We start from the raw sequence: 26,694 nt of genomic DNA, 5'->3' as shown, positions 1-26,694 counted from the left end.
GCTGTCATACCGTGCCCCGCCACGGTATCCAAAAAACAACTTATAACACGCATTTTTAACATTTTTACCGGATGCCGTGGCAGGGCCACGGTATGACATTATTATGAAAAAAATTATTTTTAATAAACAACAAGATTTTATATCAATTATAGAACCGGCGTCAAGCTGTCTAGATGCACAAGATAAATTAAAGGAAGCTATTAAAATACTAGCGTTGCATGGTTTTAACACTTTAGTAGATGATAAGATTTTTTCAGGTGATGCATTGCCTTTTTTCGCTGCTTCTAAAGAGGAAAGGTTAAGAATGTTTGAAGCTATGGAAAATGCACAGGTTAAAATAATTTGGGCTTTTCGTGGCGGATGTGGATGCAGTGAATTTGTAGAAGATTGTTTTAATATAGAACAAAAAGGGGATAAAGTCCTGATAGGCTATAGCGATATTACCGTTTTGCATTTATTACTAAATAACCATTATAATATCCCAACTATTCACGGTTCAGTGTTAACTTCGTTACTACCGCCTACTAATCAGGATATTATGCCTATAATAAATGTTCTTAAAGGAGAAAAGAGTGAAATACAACTTATACCTATAAAGAAAATTAGTGAGGAAAATATAACAGGTACAATAACAGGCGGGAATTTAACGGTTTTAACTAAATTGATTAGTACTGGTTTGCAAATTCATTCTCATTCCTATGCTTCTTTATGTCATTCCCGCGGAAGCGGGAATCCAGAAAAAATAATACTGGATCCCCGTTTCCACGGGGATGACAATAAAATTCTATTGCTTGAAGACGTTAATGAAAAAGCCTATGCCGTACATCGTAATCTAGTTCAATTAAAAAATACCGGTATATTTGAATGCATAAAGGCAATAATCTTTGGTGATTTTACTAAAGGGGATGAGTTTGTAGAACAAGCAGTTATTATGAATCATGAAGTAATTATAAACAGTAATGTTTTAAGTTTTACTAGCCCTTTTGAAATAGTAGAAAACAAATGACAAATTCTATCAGAATAGGTACAAGAAAAAGTCCACTTGCTTTAATACACACTAATTTAGTTATTCAGCAAATCAAACAATTTTTTCCTGATATCAATTGTGAAATAGTGCCGATTATTACTAGCGGGGATTTAATCCAAAATAAACCATTATATGATATAGGCGGTAAAGCTTTATTTTTAAAGGAAATAGAGCAAGCCTTGCTTGATAAAAAAATTGACTTAGCTGTTCATTCTTTAAAAGATGTACCGGGTAGAATACCTGAACCGCTAGTAATAGCTGCTGTTTTAGAGCGTGAAGACCCCAGAGATGTTTTTGTTTGTCTAAAATATAAATCTATAGAAGAGCTGCCGCAAAATGCCGTAATAGGTAGCTCGGCAGTACGAAGAAAAGCATTTATCCAAAAAATAAGACCGGATTTAAAGGTAACGGTTTTTAGAGGGAATGTTGATTCAAGAATAAAAAAGCTAATGACCGGCGAAGTTGACGCAACAATTTTAGCATATACAGGTCTTAAAAGGTTAGAGGTGTTTAATCCGGAGTATTGCCATTTGATAGAGTATTCACAGATGTTACCGTGTATAGGGCAGGGAGTCATTGCAGTTGAGATTAGAAAAGATGATAATGCTATGCTTGAGATATGCAACCAAATTAATCATCTGCCCACTTTTGAGCTCATAAAACCCGAAAGAGCATTTTTAGAGTATCTAGATGCTAATTGCCGCACCCCGATTGCTGCTTATTCACAATATCTAGATGTAAATCCTAGACATCTTTCCAAATTCGCTTATAGGGAGGTATTTGAAGGAAACACAGAAGCACTTGCCACCGCAGCGTACAAAAGCAATCGCACAGATGCGAGTACCGGATTGACGTACAAATTACCCCTAGAAGTAGAGTTTGGGAAGATGTCTAATATACAAACCAATTTTATGCTCGGTAACCTTGATGGCAGTAAAATAACTTTCCATACCGAAACTACCAATATAAAAACTTCAACAGAAGCAGGCATAAAAGCCGCTAAAATGATGTTGGAAGCTATCTGTAAATAAATTTTAATCGATAATTTAATTCTTTTTTGCTGCAAATTATAAGATTTTTTTGAAATATGAATAACACCCTATCAAAAATCTTATCAATTTTTGCTAAAAAAGCTCTTTACTTGCTAATTACAATTTATTTACAGATAACCTCTTAAATCAACTAGATAAATAGATATTTAGGGAATATACTCCTAAAATATCTAAATTTGCAAGATATTATCATGACAATACAAAGATTTTTAGACTTAGAATTACCAAAAGGACAGTCCTGTTTTTTGTGGGGAGCACGTAAAACTGGTAAGTCAACATATCTGAAACAACGTTTTCCGGATATATATAGATTTATTACAAGCTGATATCCTATAAAGTTTACTTTCAAAATCCTGAACGTGTAAGAGAAGAATTTAAGTCAAAAGACGGCATCTCAACTATTATTATTGATGAGGTGCAAAAAATTCCCTTACTGTTAGATAAGGTTCATTATTTAATAGAATCTAATAAATCTTTACAATTTATCCTTTGCTGCTCCAGTACTAGGCGCTTAAAATCAACAGGTAGCAATTTACTTGGCAGAAGAGCTTGGAGATATATGTTTTTGCTGCTCTATGCTATTCTGAGCTAAAAGAGCTTGATTGGCATAAAATTTTTAATCATGGACTAATACCTGATCATTATATTGCATCAAAAAAGCTTCATAAATATCTTGCGTCCTATTTATATGACTATATTTTACCTGAAGTACAGTTTGTGAAGCAAATTTAAGAAAACGCAAGGTTTCTAGAGATTATAGGCATTTCAAACGATGAGATGATAAATTATAGTAATATAGCAAGAGATTGCGGTGTTGATGCAAAAACCGTTAGAACATATCTTGAAATATTAGAAGATATATATTTAGGATATCATCTTTATCCGTATAGATCACTTAGCAAAAGGCGAATTATTACGGCAATGCCTAAATTTTACCTTTTCGATACCGCACTTAGCAAATTACCTAAGGCAATATGAATATCAGGAAATGACAGGGTTTGATGCTGGTAAATCTTTTGAGCATTATGTATTCTTAGAATTAATAGCTTATAAATATTTAAACAACAAAAGAGATGAATTATTTTATTGGTGTACTAAAGAAGGATATGAGGTTGATTTTATATTTCAAAATAGTGATGCATTTGAAGTTAAAATTGCTTCTTCTATACACAAAAATCATTTAGAAGGTCTATTAGAATTTAGTAAAGATAGTGATTTTAAATTACATATATGGACATTTAGTATAGAGCTAAGTATTATTAAATTAATCGATTAAAGGCTAAAAATGCATTCTTCTTTTGAATGGGATGAAGAAAAAAATAAAATTAATATTGGTAGCATAACGTAAGCTTTTATGAAGCTCAAAAAGCTTTTCTAGATATCAAAAGGATAATCCTTCAAGATGTAGACCATAGTGTTACAGAAAAAAGATATTTTTGTTTAGGTAAAGTTGATGGTAATATTTAACAGTCCGTTTTATGTTCCGAGGTAATCATATAAGAATTTTGGGAGCAGGATACTGGCGTAAAGGCAAGAGAATTTATGAACAAGAGCTAAAATACACTGATGGGGAAATAGGGGAAGTAAAAATAGTAAAAGATTTCTTACCACATCCTAGAGAACTTTTATTAAAAGATGATTCAGTAAAAGTAACCATGTCTTTAAGTAAAGAGAGCGTAGAATTTTTTAAATCAGAAGCAGCAACTGCACATGTGCCTTATCAAAAAATGATTAGGATTTTACTAGAAAATATACTAAGCACTATAAAGCAAATAAAAGGGTATAATACTATAAACTGAGCTGGCGGATAGGGTGGGATTCGAACCCACGGTACGGTTGCCCGTACGCCAGTTTTCAAGACTAGTGCCTTAAACCACTCGGCCACCTATCCAAGAAGATTCATACCAAATAATCTTATATATTTCAAGGGAAATCTTGCAATATATGAATCTAAATTACAAATCCGAATTGTTCTTTCACTTCATTAACCGTTTCAGAAGCTCTAATTCTTGCTTTTTCTGCTCCTTTGTGCAGTATTTTTAATAAATATCCTTTATCATTCATTAATTCTAAATATTTATCACGTATCGGTTGTAAATTTGTAATAATAATTTCTGCCAAATCTTCTTTAAATTTTGCAAAACCTTGGTTTTGATAATTACCGATTATTTTTTCCAAGCTTTCTTCGGATAAACTGCTATAAATATCTAATAAATTACTAATTTCCGGTCTTGTTTCTTGATCATAGCTAACAAAACTTAAATGATCGGTTTTGGCTTTTTTTATTTTTTGATGAATAAGATCGTTATCGTCTTTTAAATTGATACGGGAAAAATCCGAAATATCAGATTTACTCATTTTCTGTAATCCATCCCGTAAGCTCATGATTCTTGTGCCTGTTGCACTAATTAAAACCTCAGGAACTTTTAGAATTTCTTTGTTAAATTTTCTATTTATTACCCCTGCAATATCTCTTGTTAGCTCTAAATGCTGCTTCTGATCCTCACCTACAGGCACTATATCGGCTTTATATATTAAGATATCCGCTGCCATAAGTACCGGATAGGAAAATAACCCAAGACAAGCCTTTTCTTGATCGCTACCTGCTTTATCTTTAAATTGCGTCATGCGCTTTAACCATCCAAGCGGTGTAACGCAATTTAGTAGCCAAGCAAGTTCAGTATGCTCTTTCACCATACTTTGGGCAAAAATCGTTACTTTGTCAGGGTTAAGCCCTGCTGCTAAATAAACAGCAAGCACCTCCATAATTGAATTGTTAAGTTCTGATGGCTGAATATCAACCGTGATAGAATGCAAATCTGCTAAGAAGAAAAAACAATTATATTCTTCCTGCATTTTAACCCAGTTTTTAATTGCGCCAAGATAGTTACCGAGATGTAAAGAACCGGTTGCTTGCACACCGGAAAGAACAGTTTTTTTCATTTAATACCTTTTTATTTTACTCATTGTAAAATTATGTTATAAATACCATTTTTATTAATATAAGTATCTTAATAATTATGCTGTGGCGTTTAAGAATTTTATCATTTTACGGATTATTATCGTTATTTACATTTATTTTTTTTCTTATATGTTACATACCAGTAACATTTTTCAATGTCAACTATCAAATAAGATATAGAATTGCCATTATCTTTTCTTATGCTTTTGTGTTGCTTGCAAAAATTTGTTGCGGTTTAAAATATGAAGTAGAGGGGCTTGAGAAATTACCGAAGACTATTGCAATCGTCGTGTCTAATCACCAATCCTTTTGGGATCAAATGTTTATGCAACTGATTATTCCTAAACATTCTTGGGTATTAAAGCGTGAATTATTTAATATACCCCTGCTTGGTTGGGGACTTCGGATGGTTAAACCTATTGCAGTTGACCGTGGTACTAATAGCTCGGTTGCTCAGATTTTAAGAGAAGGTCAGGAAAAAATAAAAGAAGGATTATGGTTAATAATATTTCCGGAATCAACTAAAGTTCCGCCTGATAGAACGGTAAAATTTAAACCAAGTGCCGTAAAGCTTGCTTCAATTACTAAAGTTCCAATTGTGATGATAGCTCATAATGCCGGTTTATTTTGGCCTAGAGGTTTTTGGTTTAAGCGACCTGGAACTATAAAGATAAAGATTATAGGTGTAATAGAAAAAGAAGAAATAGAGCAAACAGACGTACGTATACTTAATGACAAGGTTGAGCAAATTATTAACAGTGAAAAGCAAAAATTATTAAATTAATATTAGGTTTTAAAAATAATTAGTATTATCATAAAATTACAACTTAGTTCTTATGGAGGTATGTCAGTATTTTCTTAGATAATCTTTATATGTCATTCCCGCGTAGGCGGGAATCCAGTAAAACCTATAAAAAACTTGTTTTTTTAGGTTTATTTGGTCAATAATCTGTAATTTTTATACTAGTATTAAGGTGATCCTTTCTAGACTCCCACTTTCGCAGGAATGACATAGAAGTCGTACAACAAGGTTTTTAGTCGTTTGTAATGATGATACAAATTAGGTGCCTAACTTATTAAATATTTCTTTTGTATTATTTGCGATAGTTAAACCAATTTGCTTATCTGTATTCTCAAAAGTTTTTATAGTCTTTTCATTAGGAATCTTAATATGTGGTTTGAAAGGCAAACCGCCGCTATTTATACATTGAGTTAGAAAAATATCCTCATGGCTTCTGACATAGTCATCCCCATTTGCTTAAATATTTCTGCTGCTTCAAGTTTTATATCTGCTGAAACGCGTAATCTAATATCTACTGAATATAGCTCCATTCAATTATTATTATCCGCTATAGTCAAATGATTTAAATTCACTTACATCGTTTCTCGTCGCTCTCCGATTATTATAGGCTGCGCTTCTCGCTCTTTGTAATTACATCCAACTGATTTGACCACATTTTAGTATATATGGCGGCATGCGTCAATACACTCATATTTTAATTCAGAATAGTTGCACTAATAAGAAAAAGTGGTAAAATATCATATCGAACAAATTAAATATTATGAATAATTATGCCACAAATTTATTTTAACGGTCCGGAAGGACGAATTGAAGGAAGATATGTAAAAGCTACCGCGCCTAACGCCCCTATTGCATTAGTGCTTCATCCTCATCCTTTATATGAGGGTAATATGAATAATAAAGTAGTTTATAATGCCTATAAGATTTTAGCAGATAACGGTTATACCGTCTTACGTATTAATTTTAGAGGAGTAGGGGGATCACAAGGTAAATTTGATAACGGAGTCGGTGAAGTGGTTGATGCGGGGGCAGCTCTCGACTGGTTACAGCAGAATAACCCAAATGCTCAGTCTAATCTGATATTAGGATTTTCTTTCGGAGCATGGATAGCTATGCAACTTGTAATGCGACGTCCGGAAATAAATCATTTTATTGCTATTTCACCGCCAGTTAATACAATTCATAAATATGACTTCTCATTCCTCTCACCTTGTCCTATTCCAGGGTTTATATTACAGGGAGATAATGATAGTATAGTATCGGCAGATGATGTAAAAGACCTAGCAAATAGATTATCTAAGCAACAATCCCATATTAAAGTTGATTATAAAATTATCAATGGAGCTGACCATTTCTTTCGTTATAAAACTGAAGAATTTGCTAAAGCAATAAATGCTTATTTAATAACAATTCAATCTAATTATCATCACCATAATAATAATGTAAATGAAGAAATTAGTAAGCACCCAAAGAAATTATTTTTATATTAGTTTTTGTTGTGTGGTTCGGCTTATCCGTCATTGCAAGCAGGCGTTGTTGCAGGTACCCAAGTCGTCATATTTTTTTATCACCACGTAGCCTACGGCTGCTTGCAATGACGACTTGGTATCCACGCAACAATATCTCGTGGGGAATAACATAAAAGAATCCATATCACAACGTCTACAATTCTAAATAAGCTTCTATTGCTAAAATTAATATTTCATCTTGTTTAGCATCTAACTCTTGAGTTAATTCTTCATAAATTTGCCTATCTGATAGAGAAGTAAATTTTTTAAATAGCTGCACTAATTTTAAAGAAGGAATAATACGAAAAGCATCTTTTAATATTTTGATCTTTTTATTAACATTCAGCTTATTATTTAAATTAAAGTAACATTCTAGTAATTCGTCGTTATAAAAATTTAAATCTACAGCCGTTGCCAAATAATCTATAGCATTAGCCGTATTATTACTTTCTATTTCTTGCTTCACTGCTAATAAATAATACTCAGCAATTTCCGGCATAGACTCATGTTTATGAAATTTTGCGAGCTTATTCGTTATAAAAATAAATTTTGTCCATAGAGAAAGTCTAGCATAACAACGCATTAAAGTAATTAAATTGTCAATATCAAGTTCATTGAAATTATAAGCCTTGGTTGCGTAATTTTCTGCTTGCTCATAAAAAGATTTATCATAATAAAGTTTTGCTAGATTTTTGCTACCGTAAAAAACAAATTCTTTAGATGTAATAAGTTTTTGAAAATAGGAAATTTTTCTATCTACATCCTCTTCAGTTACGGCTAAGATTAAATTATGGAATTCTTGTGAATCTTTTAGATCTTCAGAAGATAAATTTTTGCGAGCAATAGAAGCAGATTTAGCTTTATTATTCATAATATATTCGGCAAAAGCTAAAATTAAAGCATATCTATCATGATTAATTTTTCGTTTACTAAAAATATTATGTATTTTAGATGGTAAATCGATAATTAATATTAGAAATCTAATGACAATAAAACAAGAAATTAGTAATAAAAGGCCTAAAATAAGACTAAAGAACAAGTTAGTCTCTATATTATAATCATATAAACTAATAAAAACTTTTGAATCAAAGCTCTCTATAAAAGTAAACCCGAAATAAAGCAGTAAAAAAGTAGCACATATTAATAATAACCTAAACATCTTTATTTACAAACTCCTGCATAAATTTTTCTGAATAAAGACAATCGATTAGATAGTTTAAGTTCTCTAAAATTAGAGGTTTATCTTGTTCTTTTATCATCATAGCAGAAGGTTTTTTTTCAATTTTGATAAACTTCGCCAGCCACTTATGGTTGGTAGGAAAAATTACTTCCGTACTACTTGATTTAGAAAAAAGATAATTATTATATGCTTCTAAGTTATTTAAAATATTCCTTATATCTTGAGGCAGCAGACGGGACTTTACTATTCTTAGTTCTTTACTATAATCCTTATCTTGCATGAAATTATATACTAATAGATTTACATTTAATAAGTAATTAATATAGTCAAGTGATACCCATACGCCTACCTCATCACTCGTCGTTCTCCTATTAGTTATAGGCTTCTTCGCTCCTTGTTCCTTGTATCCGAATGAAGCTGAATTGACTACAGTTTCTAATTTTGGTTCTACTAAATTAGTCGGTGCTTCAGGAAACTTTAAAGAACTTACGTAATTTAAAAGCGATTTGGTAGATAATAGAGGAGCTGCTTCCTTTTCTTCCAGGGTAGTATTTTCTTTATTTTCTACTGCTTGATCAGGAATTTGGCTTAAATCCTTATTTTCACTTTTAAAAAGTTTTAAAATATTGGATCTATTATGATAAAGAGTAAAAGAAGATAAGACAAATATTACTATGGCTATAAAAAAGATGTTTTTGCTTTTAAATAAACTATCGAATTTGTGCATTTTCAGATAATAACTTGATTATATCGTTAAGGTTTTGATCATCACAATAAACCACATTTTTTATAAAAGGTCTAACTATATTTGCAACTTTCAAACTTATGGCTACAACTAAACTATCTTGTAAGTACTCTAGTAAATTATTTTGCAGTAATAATTTTACTAAAGTCCTAGCACTATTTTGAGAATAAAGTAATATAAAATCAATATTATTTTTAAATGCTTTTATAATAGATACGGGCAGCTCATTCAAATATTCTACATTATAAATGATATGTCTAGCTATTTTGCTAGGTAAATCTTTAGTAATTTCATTTGAAGATAAATATATAGTCTGCTCATATAAATCAGGAGGAAAATGCTTAATCAAATCTTCCACGTTTTTAGCAGTATACATTACTTCCTTGCCTAATAATCGTTTTGACTTACTACCTACTACCCAAATATCTTGTTTTAAGTTATGACCGGTTAAGATACTTGCTGCATATTTACTAGTTATTATTATATTTGAGTAATTATCTAAAATATCGATATTAAAATCTAGAGTTTTATATTTAATTAAAGGACAATGAATATCACGTAAATCTAAATTATATTTACTTATTTCCTTTATAGTTTCATTATTTTCTTCAATATGTCTAGTTAATAAAACCGATTTCATACAATATTTGTACTCCAATATAAAAAGCAACTGCCCAAATAATAATAGCAGCTATTTTATTAATTATAGTGAAAATCGTACTACTTTTATTTAGCTTTCTAATATTATAACCTGCAACTGCTAAAGAAAAAAACCATATCCAAGATATAAGTATGCAAGTTAAGGTAAATATAATTTTTGCAATACCGCTATACTTTAAAGCACTAATACCTATTACTATAATCGTATCCATAATTGCATGCGGATTTAATATTGACACCGATATAGCAAATAAAATTTGTTTTTGAGCTGAAAAAGCCCCGGACTTCATTGTAAGATCAATAGGCGGCTGATTCCAAGTATTATATCCCATATAAATTAAGAAAATAAATCCAACAATAAATATAGATAATTTTAACCAAGAAATTTCAAGAATTAACAAAGATATCCCAAGAACTGCCATACATATAAGCATAGTATCACATATTGAGGCTGCAATTATGCTAGGTAAAGCCTTGCTAAACTTTGGCTGTGTTGCTCCTTGATTGAATATAAAAATATTCTGTACTCCGAGCGGCACTATTAAACCGAGAGCTAAAACGATGCCATGTAAAAAAGCACTTAATATATCATTATTCATTTAAATAGCCATTTTATATACTAGAGCTATGCTCCAAATTGTTACTGCTCCCATTTTATTAATTATTTTTAATATTATAGCATTTTTATTTAATTTTCTAATATTATAACCAATTATTGCCAATGATAAAAACTATATACTAATAAAAATGTAAATAATTTTAATGTCATTTCCTTGATATTTGTAAAAACCAATATTTAATATACTCATTATATATGGGTTTAATATAGATAATATTGATATCACAATATAGAAACTAAACTTTGTTTCTACATAGAAATAGGCTAAGGTTCTATTGTTAAATTAAAATATGATTGATGCCAAGTATTATATTCCATACAGATTAGAAAAATAAATTTAGAAAAATAAATCCAATTATGAAAAAAGGTATTGTTATATATCAAATCATAAAAATAAAGAAGAAATCATGATTGAAAACGATTATATGTATAAGTATATTATAACATAAGCAACAATTACACTAGGTAGAGCTTTTTTGAAGCTACGATATTTTGCACTGTGATTTAATATAAAAATACTTGGTATAATGGAAGAAATAGCAAAATACGGTATTAAAAATATTATACTTAATATATTCATTCATTATTGTAATTTAGTTTTTATTTTTAATAATATTAATAAAGACGGAATAGTTATAATAGTAGTAAATAAAAAGAAATTTTGCCAACCGAAATTTACTACCATATAGCCTGAAATTATAGGAAAAATTGAGCGCGAAATCCCCATCATCGATGAAAGAAAAGAATATTGAGTAGCTCGAAATTGACCTTGACAGAGTGCAGAAATAAAAGCGATATAAGCAGTCATTGTCATACCGCCGGTAATACTTGCTATTCCTATCGTAATAAATAATAATAAAGAATTTTTACCGTTTATTTCAAGAAAAATAAATAAAATATGTCCTAAAGCATGAATAATACCAAATAAAAATATACTATTTAATATATTTTTATGTTTCATAATAACCCCGCCGACAAGTCCACCGATTATAGCTCCTACAACTCCACAAAACTTTCCAACGCTTGCTATTTCAAAAGCATCATACTCAAGATGAAGCAAAAACGGATTAATCATAACATTAATTAAGTTATCCGGTAACCTATATAATACTAGGAAAATTAATATAAGAATAATGAAATAAACAGAACCTATAGGTTTTAACGCATTATATATAAAATTTATTATGTTTTTTTTATTTTGATTATTTTTTATATCATTCTTGATTATCTGTATATGTATGTTCTCGTTTAAATAACAATACTTAATTCCTACAATCAATAAAATTAAATAAATAAATACTAAACCGGCAAAGATTTTATATATTTCATTAAATGTTAAATAAATAGATAAATAAATAGCTCCAGAACCGGCTAAAAGCATACCGACCCGATAACCGAATATATATATTCCTGAAGTAAACCCAAGCGATTCTTTAGGTACTATTTCCGTTCTTAAAGCACTTAATATAGTATCTTGTGCAGCACTAAAAAAAGAAATAATTAAAGCTGTGAAAGCAAATAATAATAGATTAGTACTAGGATCTAGAAAGCTGAAAATATATATAAGAAATATCAATGCACTACTAGTTAAGCAAATCCAAGATAATCTATGACCGAATATTTTGTTTAAATATTTAATTTGCACTGCATCAAAAATCGGTGCTAACAAGAAATTAATAGAGTAGGGAAGCGTTATGAATGATAATATACCGATTGTTTGCAGTGCTATATCTTCTTTAGCAAGCCAATAATTTAAAGTATTACCGGTAATCATTAGATTAAAACCGCTAATAAGCCCAAACAACCAAATAATACATAAACGAGAGTTATTTAACATGAATTTATATAATTCGAGTAAATGAAGAATTGATAGACGAAGATCAACTTCAACAAGAGCAAGGAGTCTATAAGGCGAAGAGCGGAGCGTATACTTAATACGTGAGCACCGCAGAGCTTATGAAACAACATAGCCAATTTTTGAAGTTGATCGAGTATATATGCCTTTAGCTCTAAGTTCCTATAGGCTTAATATGCAAAAATGTGAGTCTTCGGTTGATTTGCAGCATGTAATGTAATCATGTTATTTTAATGTCTCAATATCTTTCTTATCTAATTTTGTTATTTTCATAATAGTTTCTAAAGAAAGCCCTTCTTTTTTCATTGCTTTAGTCATAGTAATTTTCTCTTTTTTTCTACCTTCTTCAATACCTGCTTGTTTCCAGCTATGAGCTAAGCTATTATGCATAAGGTTTCCTCCTAATGCAGGGTTTCAATGCTATTTAAGTATTTTTTCTATTTCTATTTTATCATTTTCCCTAGTCTGATTCAAGGTGTAGAGGACAAAATTAGCTCTATATAATCTATACCGATATTAACTTTAATAAATTCTGGTAAAAGATCAGCTACTTCTTGCCATCTCTTTAATAAATCTCGTTTGTGGATATGTTTTAAAAAAAACTGCAAGATTCCAGACCAAGCTTTTTCTTTTAATTTGTCATCAGAAATATTTTGAACATTAATTAACTGATAATCATTAATCCATATGTATTTTTTACAAGTTCACTGTTTTCAAATAACTCCCATAGATTAGTCATAAAGTGACAAAAGAATGTAAGAGAAATATAGCTCATTTTAAACTTAAAAAATATGCACAAAACGCAAGATAAAAATATGCTTTTAAAAACTTTACAAAAGTCAAAATGTGATTTTTCTTTTCCTAACTAAGATTTATTAAATCTTATCGATGAGATGGAACTGTTTTACATATTTTTAGACTCAAAGCCCTTATTTTTCTTATTTCATTTTACACTATGCAGGACCTAAGCCATGGACTACCGATAAGCAGGAATTATGGAAGACACATCAGGACAAATTAGATAAGATCACAAAATATTACTGGCGATATAAAGAAATAACACCTTGGAGTAGTATAAATTAATTATTTTAATTGACTTTAGCACTTAAGAGATTTAAAAATTAACTTTAATATGTAAGGTTACAATAAAAATGTTACCGCCTAAAATTTTCTTTGAAAAAGTTAAAGAAATAATTTGGCCTATAGAAAGGCAAGAATTAAAGCTATTTATACCTATGGCTTTAATGATGTTATGTATCCTTTTTAATTTTGGGGCTTTAAGATCTATCAAAGATAGTTTAGTAGTACCCTCTATGGGGGCTGAAATTATTAGCTTCTTAAAATTATGGTTAGTATTACCCTCGTGCGTAATTTTTACCGTACTTTATGTTAAACTTAGTAATAACTTAAATTTTGAATATATTTTCTACATTATAGTCGGCAGTTTTTTACTATTTTTCTTATTATTTGCCTATATTATTTATCCAAATCAAGATATTTATCATCCTAATGATGAAATGATAAATAAATTAATTGCTTCATACCCTCATTTTAAATGGTTTATTAAAATAGGTAGTCAATGGAGTTATGCACTGATGTATATTTTCGCGGAATTATGGAGTGCAGTAGTCATAAACTTAATGTTTTGGCAGTTTGCCAATCACATTTTTGATACTTCTAAAGCTAAAAGATTCTATCCCGTTCTTGGAATGGTCGGTAATATCGGTCTTATAATAGCAGGCAGCGTACTTGTCTTTTTCTCAAGCGGGCAGGACGTCATTGATTCAGAATTATTACCGGATGCTTTTAATTTATCTGTTGGAAATGCTATAATGCTTCAGCCAATCATGTCAATTATTGTTACTGTAGGAATAATTGCTATGCTTCTATTTAGAATAATCAATAGATTTATTTTAACAGATTCCATAAATGTTTTAGATGCAAAAAAAGTTACAGCTAAAATGAAAACAAAACTTTCGGTAATTGAAAGTATCAAATTAGTAATTCACTCAAAATATATAGGTCGTATTGCCTTATTAATAATCTGTTATGGATTATTAATAAATATAGTTGAAGGACCTTGGAAAGCAAAAATAAAAGAATTACATCCCAACACTATAGACTATGTTAACTTTATGGGCAGGTTTAATATTTGGATGGGGATATCATGCGTTACTTTCATGATAATAGGCAGTAATATTCTTAGAAGACTCGGTTGGCTCATTTCGGCATTATTAACTCCTATGATGTTGTCTATTACCGGCTTGATGTTTTTTATCTTTATAATTTTTATTGAAGAAATAGGAGAATGTTTCGGTGATTTTAATCTTCTATATGCAGCGATTATTGTTGGAGCAATTCAGAACATACTGAGTAAATCGTCCAAATATTCATTATTCGATTCAACAAAAGAAATGGCGTATATTCCTTTATCTTTAGAGCTTAGAACTAAGGGAAAAGCTGCCGTAGAGGTAATAGGTACTAAATTCGGTAAATCGCTTGGAGCATTTATACAGTCTTTGATATTTATTATTATTCCGACTGCTACCTTTGATTCTATTATAATATATTTATTAGTAACTTTTATAGTTATGATGAGTTTATGGATTTGGAACGTTATAAAATTGAATAAGGAATATATAGAGCTGTGTAAGTAAACGTCATTGCAAGCGGGCATTGTTGCGTGGATATACCACCCAGTCATATTTTCAATTTTTCCTTGCAATGACAAAAAAACTTATCCATACAACAAAAGAAAATCACACTATAATACCGATTTAAAGATGAAAAAAATTCTTAAAATAATATTATTTATAACTATCTTTATTATACTCGCATATAGTGGGTTGTGGTTTACTATTATGTTCTCTTTATCACACTCTATAAATCAAAAATATGCCGGTACCAACCTTAATATAGAAGAGGCTGATAATAATCCTAATCAGCAATATCTTATTAAGTTTTCTAAAGTTCAGCCATATGGTTTTCCTTTCAAATTAGGTATTTCAGTAATTAATTGGCAAGAAGAGAGTATTAATAGAGTAACTGAATTTACCACACCGATAAATATCGGTTATGATTTACTTAAGCAGAAATTATTTATACATTTTTCCGGAGAAGCATTCGGAAAATTTAAGCCGGTTCAAAGAGGCTTTGGAGTAAGATTTTATAATGAGAACTGTATATTATCAACAAAAATACCGTTAAATTTTAAATTATTTGAAATAGTACGATTTAAAAAAGATTTATTTGAAGTTATAAATTTAATAGAAAATATTAAATTTACTTCCGGTAAAACAGAAATTTTTGATTTAGTCGATAATCAAAAATTATATGAAGAAGATCATACTATACTTACTATGTTATTTGACAAAAGTAAGTATTATACAAGTAAACAGGATTTCCTTGATAACATACCGCAAAAATTAGCAATTTATTATGAAACCGAAATAGTACAAAGTAACCTTGAAGATAGAATAATACCTGCCGGCTTATTATTATATAGACCCGCTTGGAATAATAATTTCAAATTTTCCGGTAATTTCTTGATTAGTACTAGTAGTGTGAATTTTAAAGATATTGCTAAAGATTTAACAATTGAAGTTACTAATGCAAAAATCAATAGTAATAACTTTGAAAATAATATTAATTTATTATATAAAGGTAAGTTAAACGATTTCGGCAATAATAATATTGATCTTTTGGTAGATTCGCAATTTAAGCTAAAACCTGGTTTTATAATAGGTTCATTAGAATTTATAAAGAAATATTACGATAAGCAAACCTATTTATTTAAACTTTCTGATAATAAGCTATATAAAGATTTTAATAATGAACTAAGCTATATTTTAAATAATAATAAACAATATAATTTTAGTATTTTTGAAGATAGGGAATATCATTTTAATTTAAATATTAATTTAGTAACTGAATTAAACAAATTAACTAGAGCACAGATAAATGCTTTAAGTCTCTATTCAAACGCATCGGGATTTAATATAACAAATGAAACTATAGTAAATGCTCTTAAAGATTCTTACAGTAAAGGTACTATAATAATTAATGATTACTCTAGAATAATAGATGTTTTAAGTGCATATATATACGGAGTAGGGGATTTTAAAGATTTTTCGGAAGAGAGTAAGGAAGTATACGGGAATGCTTTGAAATCATTTTTAAAAACTATTTCTGATCACCCGAATTCATCTAATTTAATTGATGCTAGCATTGAGTATGTGTTTGATTTGTCCGATTTAAACAAAGCTAAAATAGGTAATATAGATGATATAAATAAACTTATACCTTTATATTATTTATCTTTATATCAAGCAGCAGTAAAAAAAGTGCAACCCGGTGAAAATGTAAAAGAAAAAATTATGGAGTTAATTCCTAATGTTAATCAAAAAATATTAGAGGAATGTATACTCGATGAACTGCGTTAATCATCATTGCAAGCAACTGAAAGGAGCGTGGCAATCTCAGGATTTTGGCACGAGTATAAAAATACCAACCATGAATATTATAGTAAAAATACAGCAAGATTTAAAAGATGAAGTAACTAAGTTAAACAATTTAATCATTAGCTGTTTAAAAAGTGATGAAGAGTTAATAGAAAAGGTCGGTAAATATTTACTAGAAGCAGGAGGTAAAAGAATTCGTCCGCTTTTAACTATAATAACTGCTAAAATGTTTGATTATAAAGGCGATAATCATATAAAGCTCGCAAGTGCCGTTGAATTCATTCACACCGCCACATTGCTTCATGATGATGTGGTAGACGACAGTACTTTAAGAAGATTCAAACCTACGGCTAACGTTATTTGGGGCAGTAAAACAAGTATTTTAGTGGGTGATTTCCTCTTTAGTCAGTCTTTTAAGTTAATGGTAGCTTCCGGCTCTATTAAAGCTATGAATGTTCTAGCTAAAGCTTCAGCAATTATTTCCGAAGGGGAGGTAGTACAGCTAGTGAAGTTAAATGAACGACGTATTATAACTATAGACGAATATCAGCAAATAGTTAAATCTAAAACCGCCGAACTATTTGGAACTGCTTGTGCAGTTGGAGCTATTATAGCAGAGCAGGTAGACCATATTTCTAAAGATATGGAGGACTTTGGGAAATTACTCGGTACGATATTTCAGGTTATAGATGACTTGCTTGATTATTTGGGTAATGATAAACAGGTAGGCAAAAATATTGGCGATGATTTCTTAGAAGGAAAAGTTACGTTACCGCTGATTTTTTTATATAATAAGTTAGCGCAAGATAAGCAGCTTTGGCTTGAAAATATAATTAAATGTGATAAGCGTACTAAAGATGACTTTGTAAAAATACATGACTTAATGGTAAAGCATGAAATTTACAATGAAACAGTTAATTATTTGAGTAACTTAGAAAATGCAGCAAGTAAGTTATTAAATAAAATTCCGGTTCCGGTTCAGAATATTTATAAAGACTATTTGTTTTCGATTATTAAATTTATTTTGGATCGCTCTTATTAGTTATTTTTATTTTGGATCGCTCTTATTAGTTATTTGCATTCGTAGCTCAGCTGGATAGAGCGTTGCCCTCCGAAGGCAAAGGTCGTTGGTTCAAATCCAATCGAATGCACCATATAAAATTTTATTTTCCATAATATAGATTATAGAACAACAATTACTTATGGGTTGTAAAAATGTTTAGGGATTGTAAAAATATTGAAAATTGACGAATGGCTGGGACGGGAGGATTCGAACCTCCGGATGACGATACCAAAAACCGTTGCCTTACCACTTGGCGACGTCCCAATATAGAAATAGACTTTATACCAATAAATAGCAGAAACGTCAATTACAATCAATTACAATATAAATTTATACCAATATAAATTTATACCAATAAATAGCAGAAACGTCAATTACAATATAAATTTATTTCATTATTAAGCCAATTCCTCGCTTGCGTGGATAATAAATCATAAATTTTAGCTCTAATTTTGTTATAATATTCCTTGATATAGTTTATTTCATCAATATTAAGTAGTTTCATATCAGTCAATTTACTAGCATAAGGCACTAGGCTTAAGGTCTCAAACTCCAGCCATCCATTATTTTCTTTTACATACATCAAATTCTCAATCCTAATACCATATTTTCCAGGAACATAAAACCCCGGTTCATTAGATAAGATCATACCTGCTTTAAGTATTGTTTTATTAAGAAGATTTATGCTTTGCGGTCCTTCGTGAACACTTAAGAAGCTCCCTACCCCATGCCCTGTACCGTGTGGATAATCTAGCATTTCTTGCCATAAATATTGCCGAGCGAGTATATCAAGATTAGCTCCTGCGATGATATTTTTTGGGAATTTGGCTTTAGCTAAAGCAATATGTCCTTTAAGTACTTGCGTATAACGCTTTTTCTGCTCATCTGTCGGTGTACCTATTACTATTGTTCTAGTTATATCGGTAGTAGCACCTTGATACTGACCGCCGGAATCTATCAGTAATATCCCCTGCCCTTCAATTTTTTTAGCAGTTTTTTGGTCAGCTCTATAATGAATAATAGCACTATTTTCCTGAAATCCGCAAATAGCAGGAAAACTATCCGAAACATATCCCTCTTGTTTAGCTCGTTGCTCTGTAAGCTTTAAACCGAGGGAATACTCGGTCAATTCGTTATTATGTTTTTCTGGATCTCCGTTTTCACAGGGATGACATTGAGAAAAATCAGCAAAAAATTCACATAAAGCTACTGCATCTTTAATATGCAAATCGATTGCATGCTTAATTTCTACATCGTTCTTACAAGCTTTAAGCATTAAGCATGGATCGGTAATTTTTTGTACTTTTTTATCAGCTACTAAGTCCATTATATGAACAGATGCTATAGTATCATCAATAAAAATTCTATAAGCTGGTTTGGAAAGATGTTTATTCTCGCTATCTCTTAAAATATTTTCAAATTCTTCTTCCGGTAAAATCGTTATTTCAGGACGAGCATTAATAATTTCGGCATCGATTCTTGTAGGATTTATAAACAAATATAATTGTGTAGAAGTGAGTATAACTTTTGCAAACATTAAAGGCGTATAAGCAACATCACTGGCACGCAAATTTAGTAACCAACATATGGAGGAGCTATCGAGAATGACTAAGGCAGATTGCTCGGTGTCATTCCTGCAAAAGCGGGAATCCAAAAAAATTTCACGACATTTACTTATTTTATCAGTATGACTAACGCCCGCCAACTTAATATCATGCAAATAAACTTTAGAGTTTGGCTCTAGCGGCTGATTTGGCCAAATCTTATCAACTAAATTTCCATTAATCTTCTGAAAATTGAACTTTAAATTTGATATAGTGGGATAAGTAAATAATTCAGAATCGTATCCTATTTTTGCATCTTTACCAAACTTAGATATATCTTTTAAGTCAAAAAGCTTAAAAAGCTCTAAATCCAGCTCTTTATTTGCTTGCTCTAAATAACGTCCATCGGTAAAGAATAATGCTGTATCTTTATATATAATAGCTATACCGTTTGAACCAGTAAAACCTGTTATATATTCAAGTCTCTTTGCATAGCTTGGAACATATTCACTCATATATTTATCGTTAGACGGAATTATATAACCGTCTATATCATATTCTGTGAATAAATTTCTAAGCAGATTAATGCGGATTTTGATCATGTTTTTATATCTCTGTTTATATCTCTTATGTCGTGCTCTTGCCCGCTTGGAGGCTGAGTCGTCATTGCAAGGAAATTACTTGCAGTCGCTTGCAATAACGGCTCAGCATCCAGCTAGGTAACGCTCATAGACGGGAATGATATTTATACCATCCATAATACAAAGGAATACCAAAGATAGTAAAAGAACTAGCTATAATCAGAGTTTTAACAGGTGTTTCATAGATCACCCATGCACAAAAGATAATCGATATTATAGCTATAAGTAAATAATAATAAGAAAAATTTTCTTTTGAGCTAAAAATCATCTTTAAAAAAGCTAAGCTACAAATTAAATAGACGAATAAGAATGTGATTGCCGAGAAATCTATTATTTGTGTAATCTGTTTGGCCAAATTATCATTTGCCGTAAAGACTAATAACGGCACAATGCCAAGGCAGCTTACAATAATTCCGTGAGTTGGAGCGTTATTGCTATTTTTCTTAGCAAAAAATTTCGGTAATAAACCGTCTTCTGCAAGCCCAAGAGCTATCTGTCCGCTAGTTAGCACCCAAGCATTAAGCGTACCTATACATATAATCGAGGCTATAACCGTAATTACGCTTGACCATTTACCCCCGAATAATAATGAAGCGGCATCGGCATAAGGAGCTTTAGCACTGACAAGTTCAGAAGCAGGGATTAATCCCATTATACCTATGCTATTAATAATATATAACACTGCTACGCAAAAAGTTCCAACTATTATGGCTCGTGGAATGGTTTTTGCCGGATCTTTTACTGCACCTGCCGTGGTAGTTGCACATTCTATGCCAATAAATCCCCAAAAAGTAAGCAGTACAACTCTTCCCATAATGCTCGGAATGCTTAAATTCTCTACTTCCTCGGCAATAGTTATATTATCGATATTAAAATGTGATAAAGCACATAAACCTACTATAAGCAATGGAACAAATTTTAAGAGAGTTAAATAAAACTCTGCTTTTCCTGCTACTTCAGGACCTTTTAAATTTAAAACCATAATAGCACCTAATAATATGATCTGTAATATTAAGTCTGAAATCGCTTGTGATTTAAAAAAAGGCGTTAGATAACCTATTGCCGAAATGACTACTATACTTGTACTGACAAAGGATATAATCCAGTAAGTCCAACCGGTGAAAAAAGCTATTTTATCCCCAAAATTTTCCCGTACATAAACGTGCGGACCTCCTGTTTTAGGAAATTGTGCACAAAGGGTAGAAAATACAAGTGCTATACTCATAGCACCGAATAATGAAAGTACCCAGCCCCAAATGCTGTATATACCGAACGGTGCTAAACTTAACGGCAAGATAAAAACGCTAGTACCGATTTGACTGCCGGTTACTAAGGCAAAAACCGCCCAGAAACCTAATTTTTGTGACATATTAATCTAATTTAAAGAAAACAGCTTTAACATAGCTGAAATAATGATTTTTAGCAATAGTTAAAACTACTATAATTATTTTACTCTTGATTTCTAAACAAAAGATTGATAACTTTTTAAGCTATCAAAAATAATCTTAGGGGTTAATATGCCAAATCGCACCGCTAAAGTTTATACAGTGAAATCAGGAGATGCTTTATCAAAAATTTCACAAATTATGATACTCCTGTTCAGGATTTAGTTAAATATACTAATATACGCGATCCTAATCATATCGCAGTAGGCTGGGGGATTTCATTTTCCAGTGATTTGCATGATTGTTCTTAAAATAAAGCTATTGGTGTAATAGTCAACTGCAATTGACTTTTTATGGATGTGCTGTAATTGCTAGAATAGTGTGATATTATCTTTGTTTGGTCCATATAATACCAAAAAATTCTATAAGCAGCAGGAATATTATTTGCAGCATAAGCTTTAAATATTTCTTCTCCGTCATGTCCTTTAACAGATTTTTATATTTATGGGTATTTAAACTAGGATGACGAGGGTTGGCCTGTAGATATGCCAGTGTTTTTTTACTGCTTTTAAACGTTTTTCTAATCCTTTATTATTTTCGAGTTCTTCCAAATCTTTACTAGCTTGAATAGTAAAAAGAATTTTCAAAGTCATCATCTAAATATTTACTGAAATCTTCTATAAATTTAACTTGCCCTTTAGCAGAATCTTTAATACCATTATTTAATTGCATTAAAACCTTTTTGTGATTAAATAGCCAACTTTCTTTTAAAGGTATTTCCGTATAGGGTTCTAAAATAATTTGTCCTTTTTTACTATTGCTTCTAGAATAGACTTTTTATCATTTTCGATATCAGCATCCCTCATAAGTCTAATTTCAGCCCTTCTTTTTTCCTTTTCTTCTGTATTAAGCGGAGAAAAGAAATCAATTCTTTCCTCTAGTGCTTTTAAGAGAATATTTTATTATAAACCCAGTTAAACATATTTTAAAACCTTTATTGATTCTAAAGTGTTACACGCTAAAAGATTTGCCGCAGCCGCAATTAGCTTTTTCGTTAGGATTGGTGAAAGTGAATTGGGATTTGAATTTAGTCTCTACATAGTCCATTTCAGAACCTAGAATATACATTAATGCCTTTGGGTCGATTAGTATCCGTACGCCCTTTTCTTCAACTACTTCATCGAATTGATTTTTACTATCGGCATATTCCACGTAATAAGTCTGACCGGCACAACCGCCTGACTTAACCCCTACCCTAATACCAAAGGTAGGCTTGGCGCGTTTTTCTATTAGCAATTTTACTTGCTTTGCAGCAGAATCGGTTAATGAAATAACATTTTTCATATGTTAAGAGTCTTTTTTGCTTTCTTTTTTCTGTTTGTAATCGGCTATAGCTGCTTTTATTGCATCTTCAGCAAGTAGTGAGCAATGTAATTTGACCGGTGGAAGTGACAATTCTTTTGCTATTTCGGTATTTTTAATAGTCTCGGCATCTTCTACCGATCTTCCTTTAACCCACTCCGTTACTAAAGAACTTGAAGCAATAGCTGAACCGCAGCCGAATGTTTTAAATTTAGCATCTGTAATAATCCCGTCATCATCAACTGCGATTTGTAACTTCATAACGTCACCGCAAGCAGGAGCTCCAACTAGTCCTGTACCAACATTTTTATTTTCTTTATCAAGCGATCCAACATTACGAGGATTTTCATAATGATCTATCACTTTTTTGCTATAAGCCATTGTTATTCTCTAAAATTTGGTTTTGTATGTTATACTTGTGTGAATACCTGAGCCGTCATTGTGAGGAAAAACTGTAAGTTTGGATGAAGCAATCTCAGGATATTTGACAAGATTGCAACGCAGCCTACCGGCTGCTCGCAATGCTGATATTCTCAATGTACAGCCCATTTAATCTTTTTCAAATCAATTCCCTCTTGCATCATTTCCCAAAGAGGGCTTAATGCCCTTAGTTTATCGATTTTTGAGCATATTAAATTTACTGCGTAGTCAACTTCCTGCTCGGTAGTAAATCTACCTATGCCGAACCGAATTGCAGTATGGGCAAGCTCTTCACCGATTCCCATAGAACGTAAAACATATGACGGCTCTAAAGAGGCAGAAGTACAAGCAGAACCGGAGGAAACCGCTAAATCTTTAATGGCAAGGATCATTGATTCTCCTTCAACTCCGGCAAAGCTTAAATTTAAATTACCTTTATATCTTTGATTTTTATCGCCGTTTAAATAAACTTCTGAAATTCGCTTATGTATATTATTTAAAAATCTGTCGAATAAGTAATTTACGTGCTTAGTATCTTTTTCCATCTCACTATACGCTATTTCAGCAGCCATGCCAAGCCCTACAATTAAAGGAGTCGGTAGCGTACCTGAACGCATACCTCTCTCCTGCCCGCCACCGTTTATGAGCGGTGTAACACGCACACGAGGTTTTTTCCTTACATATAATGCACCTATTCCTTTTGGACCGTAAATTTTATGCCCTGAGATACTGGCAAGATCAATATTCAATGCGTTAACATCAATTGGAATTTTACCAAAACCTTGAGCAATATCGGAATGAAAAAAAACGCCCTTTTCACGGCAAATTTTCCCGATTTCCTTTAAAGGCTGAACAACACCTATTTCATTATTAACCACCATAACTGAAACTAACATAGTCTGATCGGTAATGGCATTTTTTAGAGTTTCTAAATTGATTATTCCATTTGGCTTAATCGGTAAGTATGTGATTTTTATACCTTCTTGCTCTAAATGCCTGCAAGCATCAAGTACGCATTTATGTTCACTGACTACGGTAATAATATGATTCTTTTTATTGCTGTAAAATTTTGCTATTCCCTTTATTGCAAGATTGTTAGACTCAGTTGCACCGGAAGTGAAAATAATTTCTTTAGTATCCGCTCCTATTAACTTTGCTACCATACTCCTTGCCTCTTCAACGGCGTTTTCTGCCTCCCAACCGAAAGAATGGCTGCGTGAATGAGGATTGCCGAATTTAGTAGTAAAATAAGGCAACATTGCCTCCATTACTCTTGGATCTATTGGAGTTGTCGCCTGATAATCCATATATATCGGTAAGGTTAAATTGTTTAATTGTGGGTTCATATGGTTAAATTAATTCATGTTTTGGTATAGTTTAAACAGTCATCGATGTCATTCCTGCAGAAGCGGGAATGACATAAACGGAGCCGTGCAACAACGTAGCTTTTAGCTAGGAATGACATCGTAAATCTCCTCAAAAGCCTCTATAAAAGCCTCTATATCACTTACCGTATTAGTATGGCTTAAAGATATCCTAATCGAAGATTTTGCTTCTTCTTCCCCTACACCCATATTGGTTAATACATGTGATTTAGATATTTTTCCCGATGAACAAGCAGAACCGGAACTTACGCAAATATTATGTAAATCAAACCCGATTAATTTCGCTTGTGCATCCGTATTTGGTATAGTAATTAATGTAGTATTAGGCAACCTAGCTACGTTATTACTAACAATATTTACATTAGGATATTTTTTTAATTTTTTCTCTAAATTTTCTTGTAACTTTTTGATTTTTATATAATTTTCTGAGATATTGTCTGTCCTCAATGCAGAAGCTAAACCAAATCCTGCAATTGCTAAAACATTTTCAGTGCCTGAGCGTACTGATTTTTCCTGCCCTCCTCCTATAATCATTGGAGTAATTTGAAAATTAGAGCTAGAAATTAAAGCAGCACCACCCTGCCCCCCTCCTATTTTATGCCCTGAAATTGTAGCAAAATCTAATCCTAATGCTTTGATATTTATTGGTATTCTGCCAAAACCTTGCACTAAATCGCTATGAAATTTTGCCTCATATTTTTTAGTTATTTTACCTATCTCAGCTATATCTTGTAAAACTCCGCTTTCATTATTAGCCATTATTATGGAAACTAGTTTTTTACTAGTATTACTTTGAGCTAACAACTCTTCTAAATGTTCTAAATCAACTAGCCCTTGCGTATTAACACTTATAACTTTAATATTTGGAGCGTAGTTTATATGGTTATAGATCGATAAATGTTCAATAGCTGAAATAAAAATATCGCCGTCATAAAAATTTTTCATTATTAAATTATTACCTTCAGTTCCTGATGAAGTAAAAGTAATATCATATTCTCTAGATGATAAGGTTATACCAAGAGCCGTCGCTATTTGTGCGCGTACCGTTTCTATGAGATTCTTAGCAAATCTACCTGAGCTATGTGCTGATGAAGGGTTAAGCTCCTTGTCCATTAAACTTATTATGAATTCCTTAACTCTAGGGTCGATAACAGTAGTAGCATTATGGTCTAAATATATCATATATTTAAATTTGAGTTTAAAGCATCTTTAATTGAGATATTTTCAAAATAATCTCTAATATGCTTACCAAGACCTTGCCATAATTTATGCGAATTACATTTTATTGTATCAGGCACGCAAGTTTTAACTGACTTCTTATAGCAGGTAGTCATTATAAAATTTTCGTTAACGGCGTCCATAATATCGGAAATTTTTATTTCTTCTAGGTTACCGATTAAAATATACCCACCTTTCGATCCTCTAATAGCCTTAACTAGATCAGCTTTTTTAAGTTTAGCAAATATCTGCTCTAAATAGTTAAGCGATATATTTTGTTTTACGGACATTTCATTCAAAGTGACCGGTTCGGCACTTGATTTTGAAGCCATTTCAAGTATTGCCATTACGGCATATCTTCCTTTCGTCGTCAGCATCATATAACCAACCTATTAAAACTTAAAATTGTTTAATATCTACAATACCCAAGTAATTTAGTCAAGTATATAATTATATTATTTAATAAAAAATTAGCTTGTTAATATAAACTAAAATTTAATTGTGTAAAAACTAGTAGCAGTAGAAAAGAAGGAGAGAATATTATAAATAAGTGTTAATCCAACATTACCTAGGGACGTTGTTGCATGGTGCAAAAAACACCTTCGATATCATTCCTAGCTAGAAGCGGGAATCCAAAATTGCTTTGTCATCATCCCGCAAGCTTGTAGCAGGACCCAATTAAATATTAGTACTTTAAATTATTTTTATGGTCCCAGTGGTCAAGCGCACTAGGTGACATAATGGGTTTTACCAATCCACGCAACAATGCTGGAGTATGACATTTAGCTGGATGCCTGCTTTCGCAG

Annotated in this window: 28 protein-coding genes, 3 tRNA genes and 3 pseudogenes; 14 read left to right on the top strand and 20 right to left on the bottom strand. The window is 31.4% G+C overall.

Going from position 1 to position 26,694, the window contains the following annotated elements:
• Nucleotides 1-103 precede the first annotated feature (103 nt).
• The 6 genes from ACHBLB_RS06505 to ACHBLB_RS06480 all read left to right on the top strand — a co-directional run bounded on the left by ACHBLB_RS06505 (nucleotide 104) and on the right by ACHBLB_RS06480 (nucleotide 3,878).
• Complete coding sequence (locus ACHBLB_RS06505) at nucleotides 104-1,006, top strand: LD-carboxypeptidase (protein WP_475841487.1); 903 nt, start codon at nucleotides 104-106, stop codon at nucleotides 1,004-1,006.
• A complete protein-coding gene (hemC, locus tag ACHBLB_RS06500; RefSeq protein WP_475841485.1) occupies nucleotides 1,003-2,058 on the top strand; it encodes a hydroxymethylbilane synthase in 1,056 nt (351 codons plus the stop codon). Before ACHBLB_RS06505 ends, hemC begins: the two co-directional genes overlap by 4 nt.
• 436 nt (nucleotides 2,059-2,494) lie before the next feature.
• The gene (locus tag ACHBLB_RS06495) at nucleotides 2,495-2,671 is read left to right on the top strand and encodes a hypothetical protein (protein ID WP_475841483.1); all 177 of its coding nucleotides are present in this window, start codon (nucleotides 2,495-2,497) and stop codon (nucleotides 2,669-2,671) included.
• Between the two features lie 185 nt (nucleotides 2,672-2,856).
• Nucleotides 2,857-3,057 (top strand): DUF4143 domain-containing protein, encoded by a 201-nt coding sequence (locus ACHBLB_RS06490; RefSeq protein ID WP_475841481.1) that lies wholly within the window; start codon nucleotides 2,857-2,859, stop codon nucleotides 3,055-3,057.
• Between the two features lie 10 nt (nucleotides 3,058-3,067).
• Nucleotides 3,068-3,355 (top strand): DUF4143 domain-containing protein, encoded by a 288-nt coding sequence (locus ACHBLB_RS06485; protein ID WP_475841479.1) that lies wholly within the window; start codon nucleotides 3,068-3,070, stop codon nucleotides 3,353-3,355.
• A gap of 202 nt (nucleotides 3,356-3,557) precedes the next feature.
• Nucleotides 3,558-3,878 carry a hypothetical protein gene (locus ACHBLB_RS06480; protein ID WP_475841477.1) on the top strand — a complete coding sequence of 107 codons (321 nt, stop codon included), beginning with the start codon at nucleotides 3,558-3,560 and terminating at the stop codon, nucleotides 3,876-3,878.
• Between the two features lie 2 nt (nucleotides 3,879-3,880).
• Here ACHBLB_RS06480 and ACHBLB_RS06475 read toward each other — a convergent pair.
• Both ACHBLB_RS06475 and trpS read right to left on the bottom strand, forming a co-directional pair.
• Nucleotides 3,881-3,970 (bottom strand) — tRNA-Ser (locus ACHBLB_RS06475).
• Between the two features lie 59 nt (nucleotides 3,971-4,029).
• Nucleotides 4,030-5,022 carry a tryptophan--tRNA ligase gene (gene trpS, locus ACHBLB_RS06470; RefSeq protein ID WP_475841475.1) on the bottom strand — a complete coding sequence of 331 codons (993 nt, stop codon included), beginning with the start codon at nucleotides 5,020-5,022 and terminating at the stop codon, nucleotides 4,030-4,032.
• Between the two features lie 77 nt (nucleotides 5,023-5,099).
• Here trpS and ACHBLB_RS06465 point away from each other — a divergent pair, with 77 nt between their 5' ends.
• Nucleotides 5,100-5,825, top strand: a complete 726-nt coding sequence (locus ACHBLB_RS06465; RefSeq protein ID WP_475841473.1) for a lysophospholipid acyltransferase family protein — start codon at nucleotides 5,100-5,102, stop codon at nucleotides 5,823-5,825.
• A gap of 276 nt (nucleotides 5,826-6,101) precedes the next feature.
• Here ACHBLB_RS06465 and ACHBLB_RS06460 read toward each other — a convergent pair whose 3' ends face one another.
• Together ACHBLB_RS06460 and ACHBLB_RS06455 are read right to left on the bottom strand one after the other, a co-directional pair.
• Nucleotides 6,102-6,230, bottom strand: coding sequence for a hypothetical protein (locus ACHBLB_RS06460; protein WP_012262417.1), 129 nt, complete (start codon nucleotides 6,228-6,230; stop codon nucleotides 6,102-6,104).
• 23 nt (nucleotides 6,231-6,253) lie between these two features.
• Complete coding sequence (locus ACHBLB_RS06455) at nucleotides 6,254-6,373, bottom strand: type II toxin-antitoxin system RelB/DinJ family antitoxin (protein WP_475841471.1); 120 nt, start codon at nucleotides 6,371-6,373, stop codon at nucleotides 6,254-6,256.
• Nucleotides 6,374-6,613: 240 nt separating this feature from the next.
• On the opposite strand from ACHBLB_RS06455, the gene ACHBLB_RS06450 reads away from it, so the two are divergent.
• The gene (locus ACHBLB_RS06450) at nucleotides 6,614-7,333 is read left to right on the top strand and encodes an alpha/beta hydrolase (RefSeq protein WP_475841469.1); all 720 of its coding nucleotides are present in this window, start codon (nucleotides 6,614-6,616) and stop codon (nucleotides 7,331-7,333) included.
• Nucleotides 7,334-7,505: 172 nt separating this feature from the next.
• On the opposite strand, the gene ACHBLB_RS06445 is transcribed toward ACHBLB_RS06450, so the two are convergent.
• From ACHBLB_RS06445 to ACHBLB_RS06410, 8 genes and pseudogenes are all read right to left on the bottom strand, one after another.
• Nucleotides 7,506-8,510, bottom strand: a complete 1,005-nt coding sequence (locus ACHBLB_RS06445) for a tetratricopeptide repeat protein (protein WP_475841467.1) — start codon at nucleotides 8,508-8,510, stop codon at nucleotides 7,506-7,508.
• Nucleotides 8,503-9,258, bottom strand: a complete 756-nt coding sequence (locus tag ACHBLB_RS06440; protein WP_475841465.1) for a palindromic element RPE2 domain-containing protein — start codon at nucleotides 9,256-9,258, stop codon at nucleotides 8,503-8,505. The genes ACHBLB_RS06445 and ACHBLB_RS06440 overlap by 8 nt, the downstream gene beginning before the upstream one ends.
• The gene (locus ACHBLB_RS06435) at nucleotides 9,242-9,916 is read right to left on the bottom strand and encodes a uroporphyrinogen-III synthase (RefSeq protein WP_475841463.1); all 675 of its coding nucleotides are present in this window, start codon (nucleotides 9,914-9,916) and stop codon (nucleotides 9,242-9,244) included. Before ACHBLB_RS06435 ends, ACHBLB_RS06440 begins: the two co-directional genes overlap by 17 nt.
• Nucleotides 9,894-10,535 (bottom strand): LysE/ArgO family amino acid transporter, encoded by a 642-nt coding sequence (locus ACHBLB_RS06430; protein WP_475841461.1) that lies wholly within the window; start codon nucleotides 10,533-10,535, stop codon nucleotides 9,894-9,896. The genes ACHBLB_RS06435 and ACHBLB_RS06430 overlap by 23 nt, the downstream gene beginning before the upstream one ends.
• A complete protein-coding gene (locus ACHBLB_RS06425) occupies nucleotides 10,536-10,658 on the bottom strand; it encodes a hypothetical protein (protein ID WP_012150903.1) in 123 nt (40 codons plus the stop codon).
• 480 nt (nucleotides 10,659-11,138) lie between these two features.
• Nucleotides 11,139-12,392, bottom strand: coding sequence for an AmpG family muropeptide MFS transporter (locus tag ACHBLB_RS06420; protein ID WP_475841459.1), 1,254 nt, complete (start codon nucleotides 12,390-12,392; stop codon nucleotides 11,139-11,141).
• Between the two features lie 243 nt (nucleotides 12,393-12,635).
• A pseudogene (locus tag ACHBLB_RS06415) lies at nucleotides 12,636-12,884 on the bottom strand (transposase).
• Nucleotides 12,881-13,060 carry a hypothetical protein gene (locus ACHBLB_RS06410; protein WP_475842793.1) on the bottom strand — a complete coding sequence of 60 codons (180 nt, stop codon included), beginning with the start codon at nucleotides 13,058-13,060 and terminating at the stop codon, nucleotides 12,881-12,883. The pseudogene ACHBLB_RS06415 and the gene ACHBLB_RS06410 overlap by 4 nt, the downstream one beginning before the upstream one ends.
• A gap of 86 nt (nucleotides 13,061-13,146) precedes the next feature.
• Here ACHBLB_RS06410 and ACHBLB_RS06405 point away from each other — a divergent pair.
• From ACHBLB_RS06405 to ACHBLB_RS06385, 5 genes and pseudogenes are all read left to right on the top strand, one after another.
• Nucleotides 13,147-13,493, top strand: a pseudogene (locus tag ACHBLB_RS06405) (glycosyltransferase family 8 protein); the annotation flags it as partial.
• A 68-nt stretch (nucleotides 13,494-13,561) separates the two neighbouring features.
• Entirely contained in the window at nucleotides 13,562-15,067 is a 1,506-nt protein-coding gene (gene tlc3, locus ACHBLB_RS06400; protein ID WP_475841457.1) for a nucleotide exchange transporter Tlc3, read from the top strand.
• A gap of 126 nt (nucleotides 15,068-15,193) precedes the next feature.
• Nucleotides 15,194-16,852, top strand: a complete 1,659-nt coding sequence (locus tag ACHBLB_RS06395) for a hypothetical protein (protein ID WP_475841455.1) — start codon at nucleotides 15,194-15,196, stop codon at nucleotides 16,850-16,852.
• Between the two features lie 70 nt (nucleotides 16,853-16,922).
• A complete protein-coding gene (locus ACHBLB_RS06390; protein WP_475842791.1) occupies nucleotides 16,923-17,912 on the top strand; it encodes a polyprenyl synthetase family protein in 990 nt (329 codons plus the stop codon).
• Between the two features lie 35 nt (nucleotides 17,913-17,947).
• Nucleotides 17,948-18,024 (top strand) — tRNA-Arg (locus ACHBLB_RS06385).
• A gap of 98 nt (nucleotides 18,025-18,122) precedes the next feature.
• Here the strand turns inward: ACHBLB_RS06385 and ACHBLB_RS06380 are convergent.
• The 3 genes from ACHBLB_RS06380 to ACHBLB_RS06370 all read right to left on the bottom strand — a co-directional run bounded on the left by ACHBLB_RS06380 (nucleotide 18,123) and on the right by ACHBLB_RS06370 (nucleotide 21,487).
• A tRNA-Gln gene (locus ACHBLB_RS06380) sits at nucleotides 18,123-18,197 on the bottom strand.
• Between the two features lie 106 nt (nucleotides 18,198-18,303).
• Nucleotides 18,304-20,079 carry an aminopeptidase P family protein gene (locus ACHBLB_RS06375; protein WP_475841453.1) on the bottom strand — a complete coding sequence of 592 codons (1,776 nt, stop codon included), beginning with the start codon at nucleotides 20,077-20,079 and terminating at the stop codon, nucleotides 18,304-18,306.
• 124 nt (nucleotides 20,080-20,203) lie between these two features.
• Entirely contained in the window at nucleotides 20,204-21,487 is a 1,284-nt protein-coding gene (locus ACHBLB_RS06370; RefSeq protein WP_475841451.1) for an APC family permease, read from the bottom strand.
• A 148-nt stretch (nucleotides 21,488-21,635) separates the two neighbouring features.
• Here ACHBLB_RS06370 and ACHBLB_RS06365 point away from each other — a divergent pair.
• Nucleotides 21,636-21,814 (top strand): annotated as a pseudogene (locus ACHBLB_RS06365) (LysM peptidoglycan-binding domain-containing protein).
• A 700-nt stretch (nucleotides 21,815-22,514) separates the two neighbouring features.
• Here the strand turns inward: ACHBLB_RS06365 and ACHBLB_RS06360 are convergent.
• From ACHBLB_RS06360 to ACHBLB_RS06340, 5 genes are all read right to left on the bottom strand, one after another.
• Nucleotides 22,515-22,847 (bottom strand): iron-sulfur cluster assembly accessory protein, encoded by a 333-nt coding sequence (locus ACHBLB_RS06360; protein ID WP_004998325.1) that lies wholly within the window; start codon nucleotides 22,845-22,847, stop codon nucleotides 22,515-22,517.
• Nucleotides 22,848-22,850: 3 nt separating this feature from the next.
• Nucleotides 22,851-23,246 (bottom strand): Fe-S cluster assembly scaffold IscU, encoded by a 396-nt coding sequence (gene iscU, locus ACHBLB_RS06355; RefSeq protein WP_010977348.1) that lies wholly within the window; start codon nucleotides 23,244-23,246, stop codon nucleotides 22,851-22,853.
• A gap of 152 nt (nucleotides 23,247-23,398) precedes the next feature.
• Nucleotides 23,399-24,631 (bottom strand): IscS subfamily cysteine desulfurase, encoded by a 1,233-nt coding sequence (locus ACHBLB_RS06350; protein WP_475841449.1) that lies wholly within the window; start codon nucleotides 24,629-24,631, stop codon nucleotides 23,399-23,401.
• A gap of 102 nt (nucleotides 24,632-24,733) precedes the next feature.
• A complete protein-coding gene (locus ACHBLB_RS06345) occupies nucleotides 24,734-25,852 on the bottom strand; it encodes a cysteine desulfurase family protein (protein ID WP_475841447.1) in 1,119 nt (372 codons plus the stop codon).
• Entirely contained in the window at nucleotides 25,849-26,268 is a 420-nt protein-coding gene (locus tag ACHBLB_RS06340; protein ID WP_475841445.1) for a Fe-S cluster assembly transcription factor, read from the bottom strand. The genes ACHBLB_RS06345 and ACHBLB_RS06340 overlap by 4 nt, the downstream gene beginning before the upstream one ends.
• Nucleotides 26,269-26,694: the final 426 nt, after the last annotated feature.

The sequence above is a fragment of the Rickettsia lanei genome, assembly GCF_056242675.1.
Note: the sequence above shows the minus strand (reverse complement) of the source record. Positions and strands in the feature narration are given on the sequence as shown.

Coding starts and splice junctions, on each gene's coding strand:
- ACHBLB_RS06350 (WP_475841449.1), bottom strand. CDS start 24,631: ATGAACCCACAATTAAACAATTTAACCTTACCGATATATATGGATTAT.
- ACHBLB_RS06340 (WP_475841445.1), bottom strand. CDS start 26,268: ATGATGCTGACGACGAAAGGAAGATATGCCGTAATGGCAATACTTGAA.
- ACHBLB_RS06435 (WP_475841463.1), bottom strand. CDS start 9,916: ATGAAATCGGTTTTATTAACTAGACATATTGAAGAAAATAATGAAACT.
- ACHBLB_RS06430 (WP_475841461.1), bottom strand. CDS start 10,535: ATGAATAATGATATATTAAGTGCTTTTTTACATGGCATCGTTTTAGCT.
- ACHBLB_RS06505 (WP_475841487.1), top strand. CDS start 104: ATGAAAAAAATTATTTTTAATAAACAACAAGATTTTATATCAATTATA.
- ACHBLB_RS06395 (WP_475841455.1), top strand. CDS start 15,194: ATGAAAAAAATTCTTAAAATAATATTATTTATAACTATCTTTATTATA.
- ACHBLB_RS06465 (WP_475841473.1), top strand. CDS start 5,100: ATGCTGTGGCGTTTAAGAATTTTATCATTTTACGGATTATTATCGTTA.
- ACHBLB_RS06370 (WP_475841451.1), bottom strand. CDS start 21,487: ATGTCACAAAAATTAGGTTTCTGGGCGGTTTTTGCCTTAGTAACCGGC.
- ACHBLB_RS06345 (WP_475841447.1), bottom strand. CDS start 25,852: ATGATATATTTAGACCATAATGCTACTACTGTTATCGACCCTAGAGTT.
- ACHBLB_RS06420 (WP_475841459.1), bottom strand. CDS start 12,392: ATGTTAAATAACTCTCGTTTATGTATTATTTGGTTGTTTGGGCTTATT.
- ACHBLB_RS06375 (WP_475841453.1), bottom strand. CDS start 20,079: ATGATCAAAATCCGCATTAATCTGCTTAGAAATTTATTCACAGAATAT.
- ACHBLB_RS06390 (WP_475842791.1), top strand. CDS start 16,923: ATGAATATTATAGTAAAAATACAGCAAGATTTAAAAGATGAAGTAACT.
- tlc3 (WP_475841457.1), top strand. CDS start 13,562: ATGTTACCGCCTAAAATTTTCTTTGAAAAAGTTAAAGAAATAATTTGG.
- trpS (WP_475841475.1), bottom strand. CDS start 5,022: ATGAAAAAAACTGTTCTTTCCGGTGTGCAAGCAACCGGTTCTTTACAT.
- ACHBLB_RS06485 (WP_475841479.1), top strand. CDS start 3,068: ATGACAGGGTTTGATGCTGGTAAATCTTTTGAGCATTATGTATTCTTA.
- ACHBLB_RS06440 (WP_475841465.1), bottom strand. CDS start 9,258: ATGCACAAATTCGATAGTTTATTTAAAAGCAAAAACATCTTTTTTATA.
- ACHBLB_RS06360 (WP_004998325.1), bottom strand. CDS start 22,847: ATGAAAAATGTTATTTCATTAACCGATTCTGCTGCAAAGCAAGTAAAA.
- hemC (WP_475841485.1), top strand. CDS start 1,003: ATGACAAATTCTATCAGAATAGGTACAAGAAAAAGTCCACTTGCTTTA.
- ACHBLB_RS06445 (WP_475841467.1), bottom strand. CDS start 8,510: ATGTTTAGGTTATTATTAATATGTGCTACTTTTTTACTGCTTTATTTC.
- ACHBLB_RS06455 (WP_475841471.1), bottom strand. CDS start 6,373: ATGGAGCTATATTCAGTAGATATTAGATTACGCGTTTCAGCAGATATA.
- ACHBLB_RS06450 (WP_475841469.1), top strand. CDS start 6,614: ATGCCACAAATTTATTTTAACGGTCCGGAAGGACGAATTGAAGGAAGA.
- iscU (WP_010977348.1), bottom strand. CDS start 23,246: ATGGCTTATAGCAAAAAAGTGATAGATCATTATGAAAATCCTCGTAAT.
- ACHBLB_RS06480 (WP_475841477.1), top strand. CDS start 3,558: ATGTTCCGAGGTAATCATATAAGAATTTTGGGAGCAGGATACTGGCGT.
- ACHBLB_RS06490 (WP_475841481.1), top strand. CDS start 2,857: ATGATAAATTATAGTAATATAGCAAGAGATTGCGGTGTTGATGCAAAA.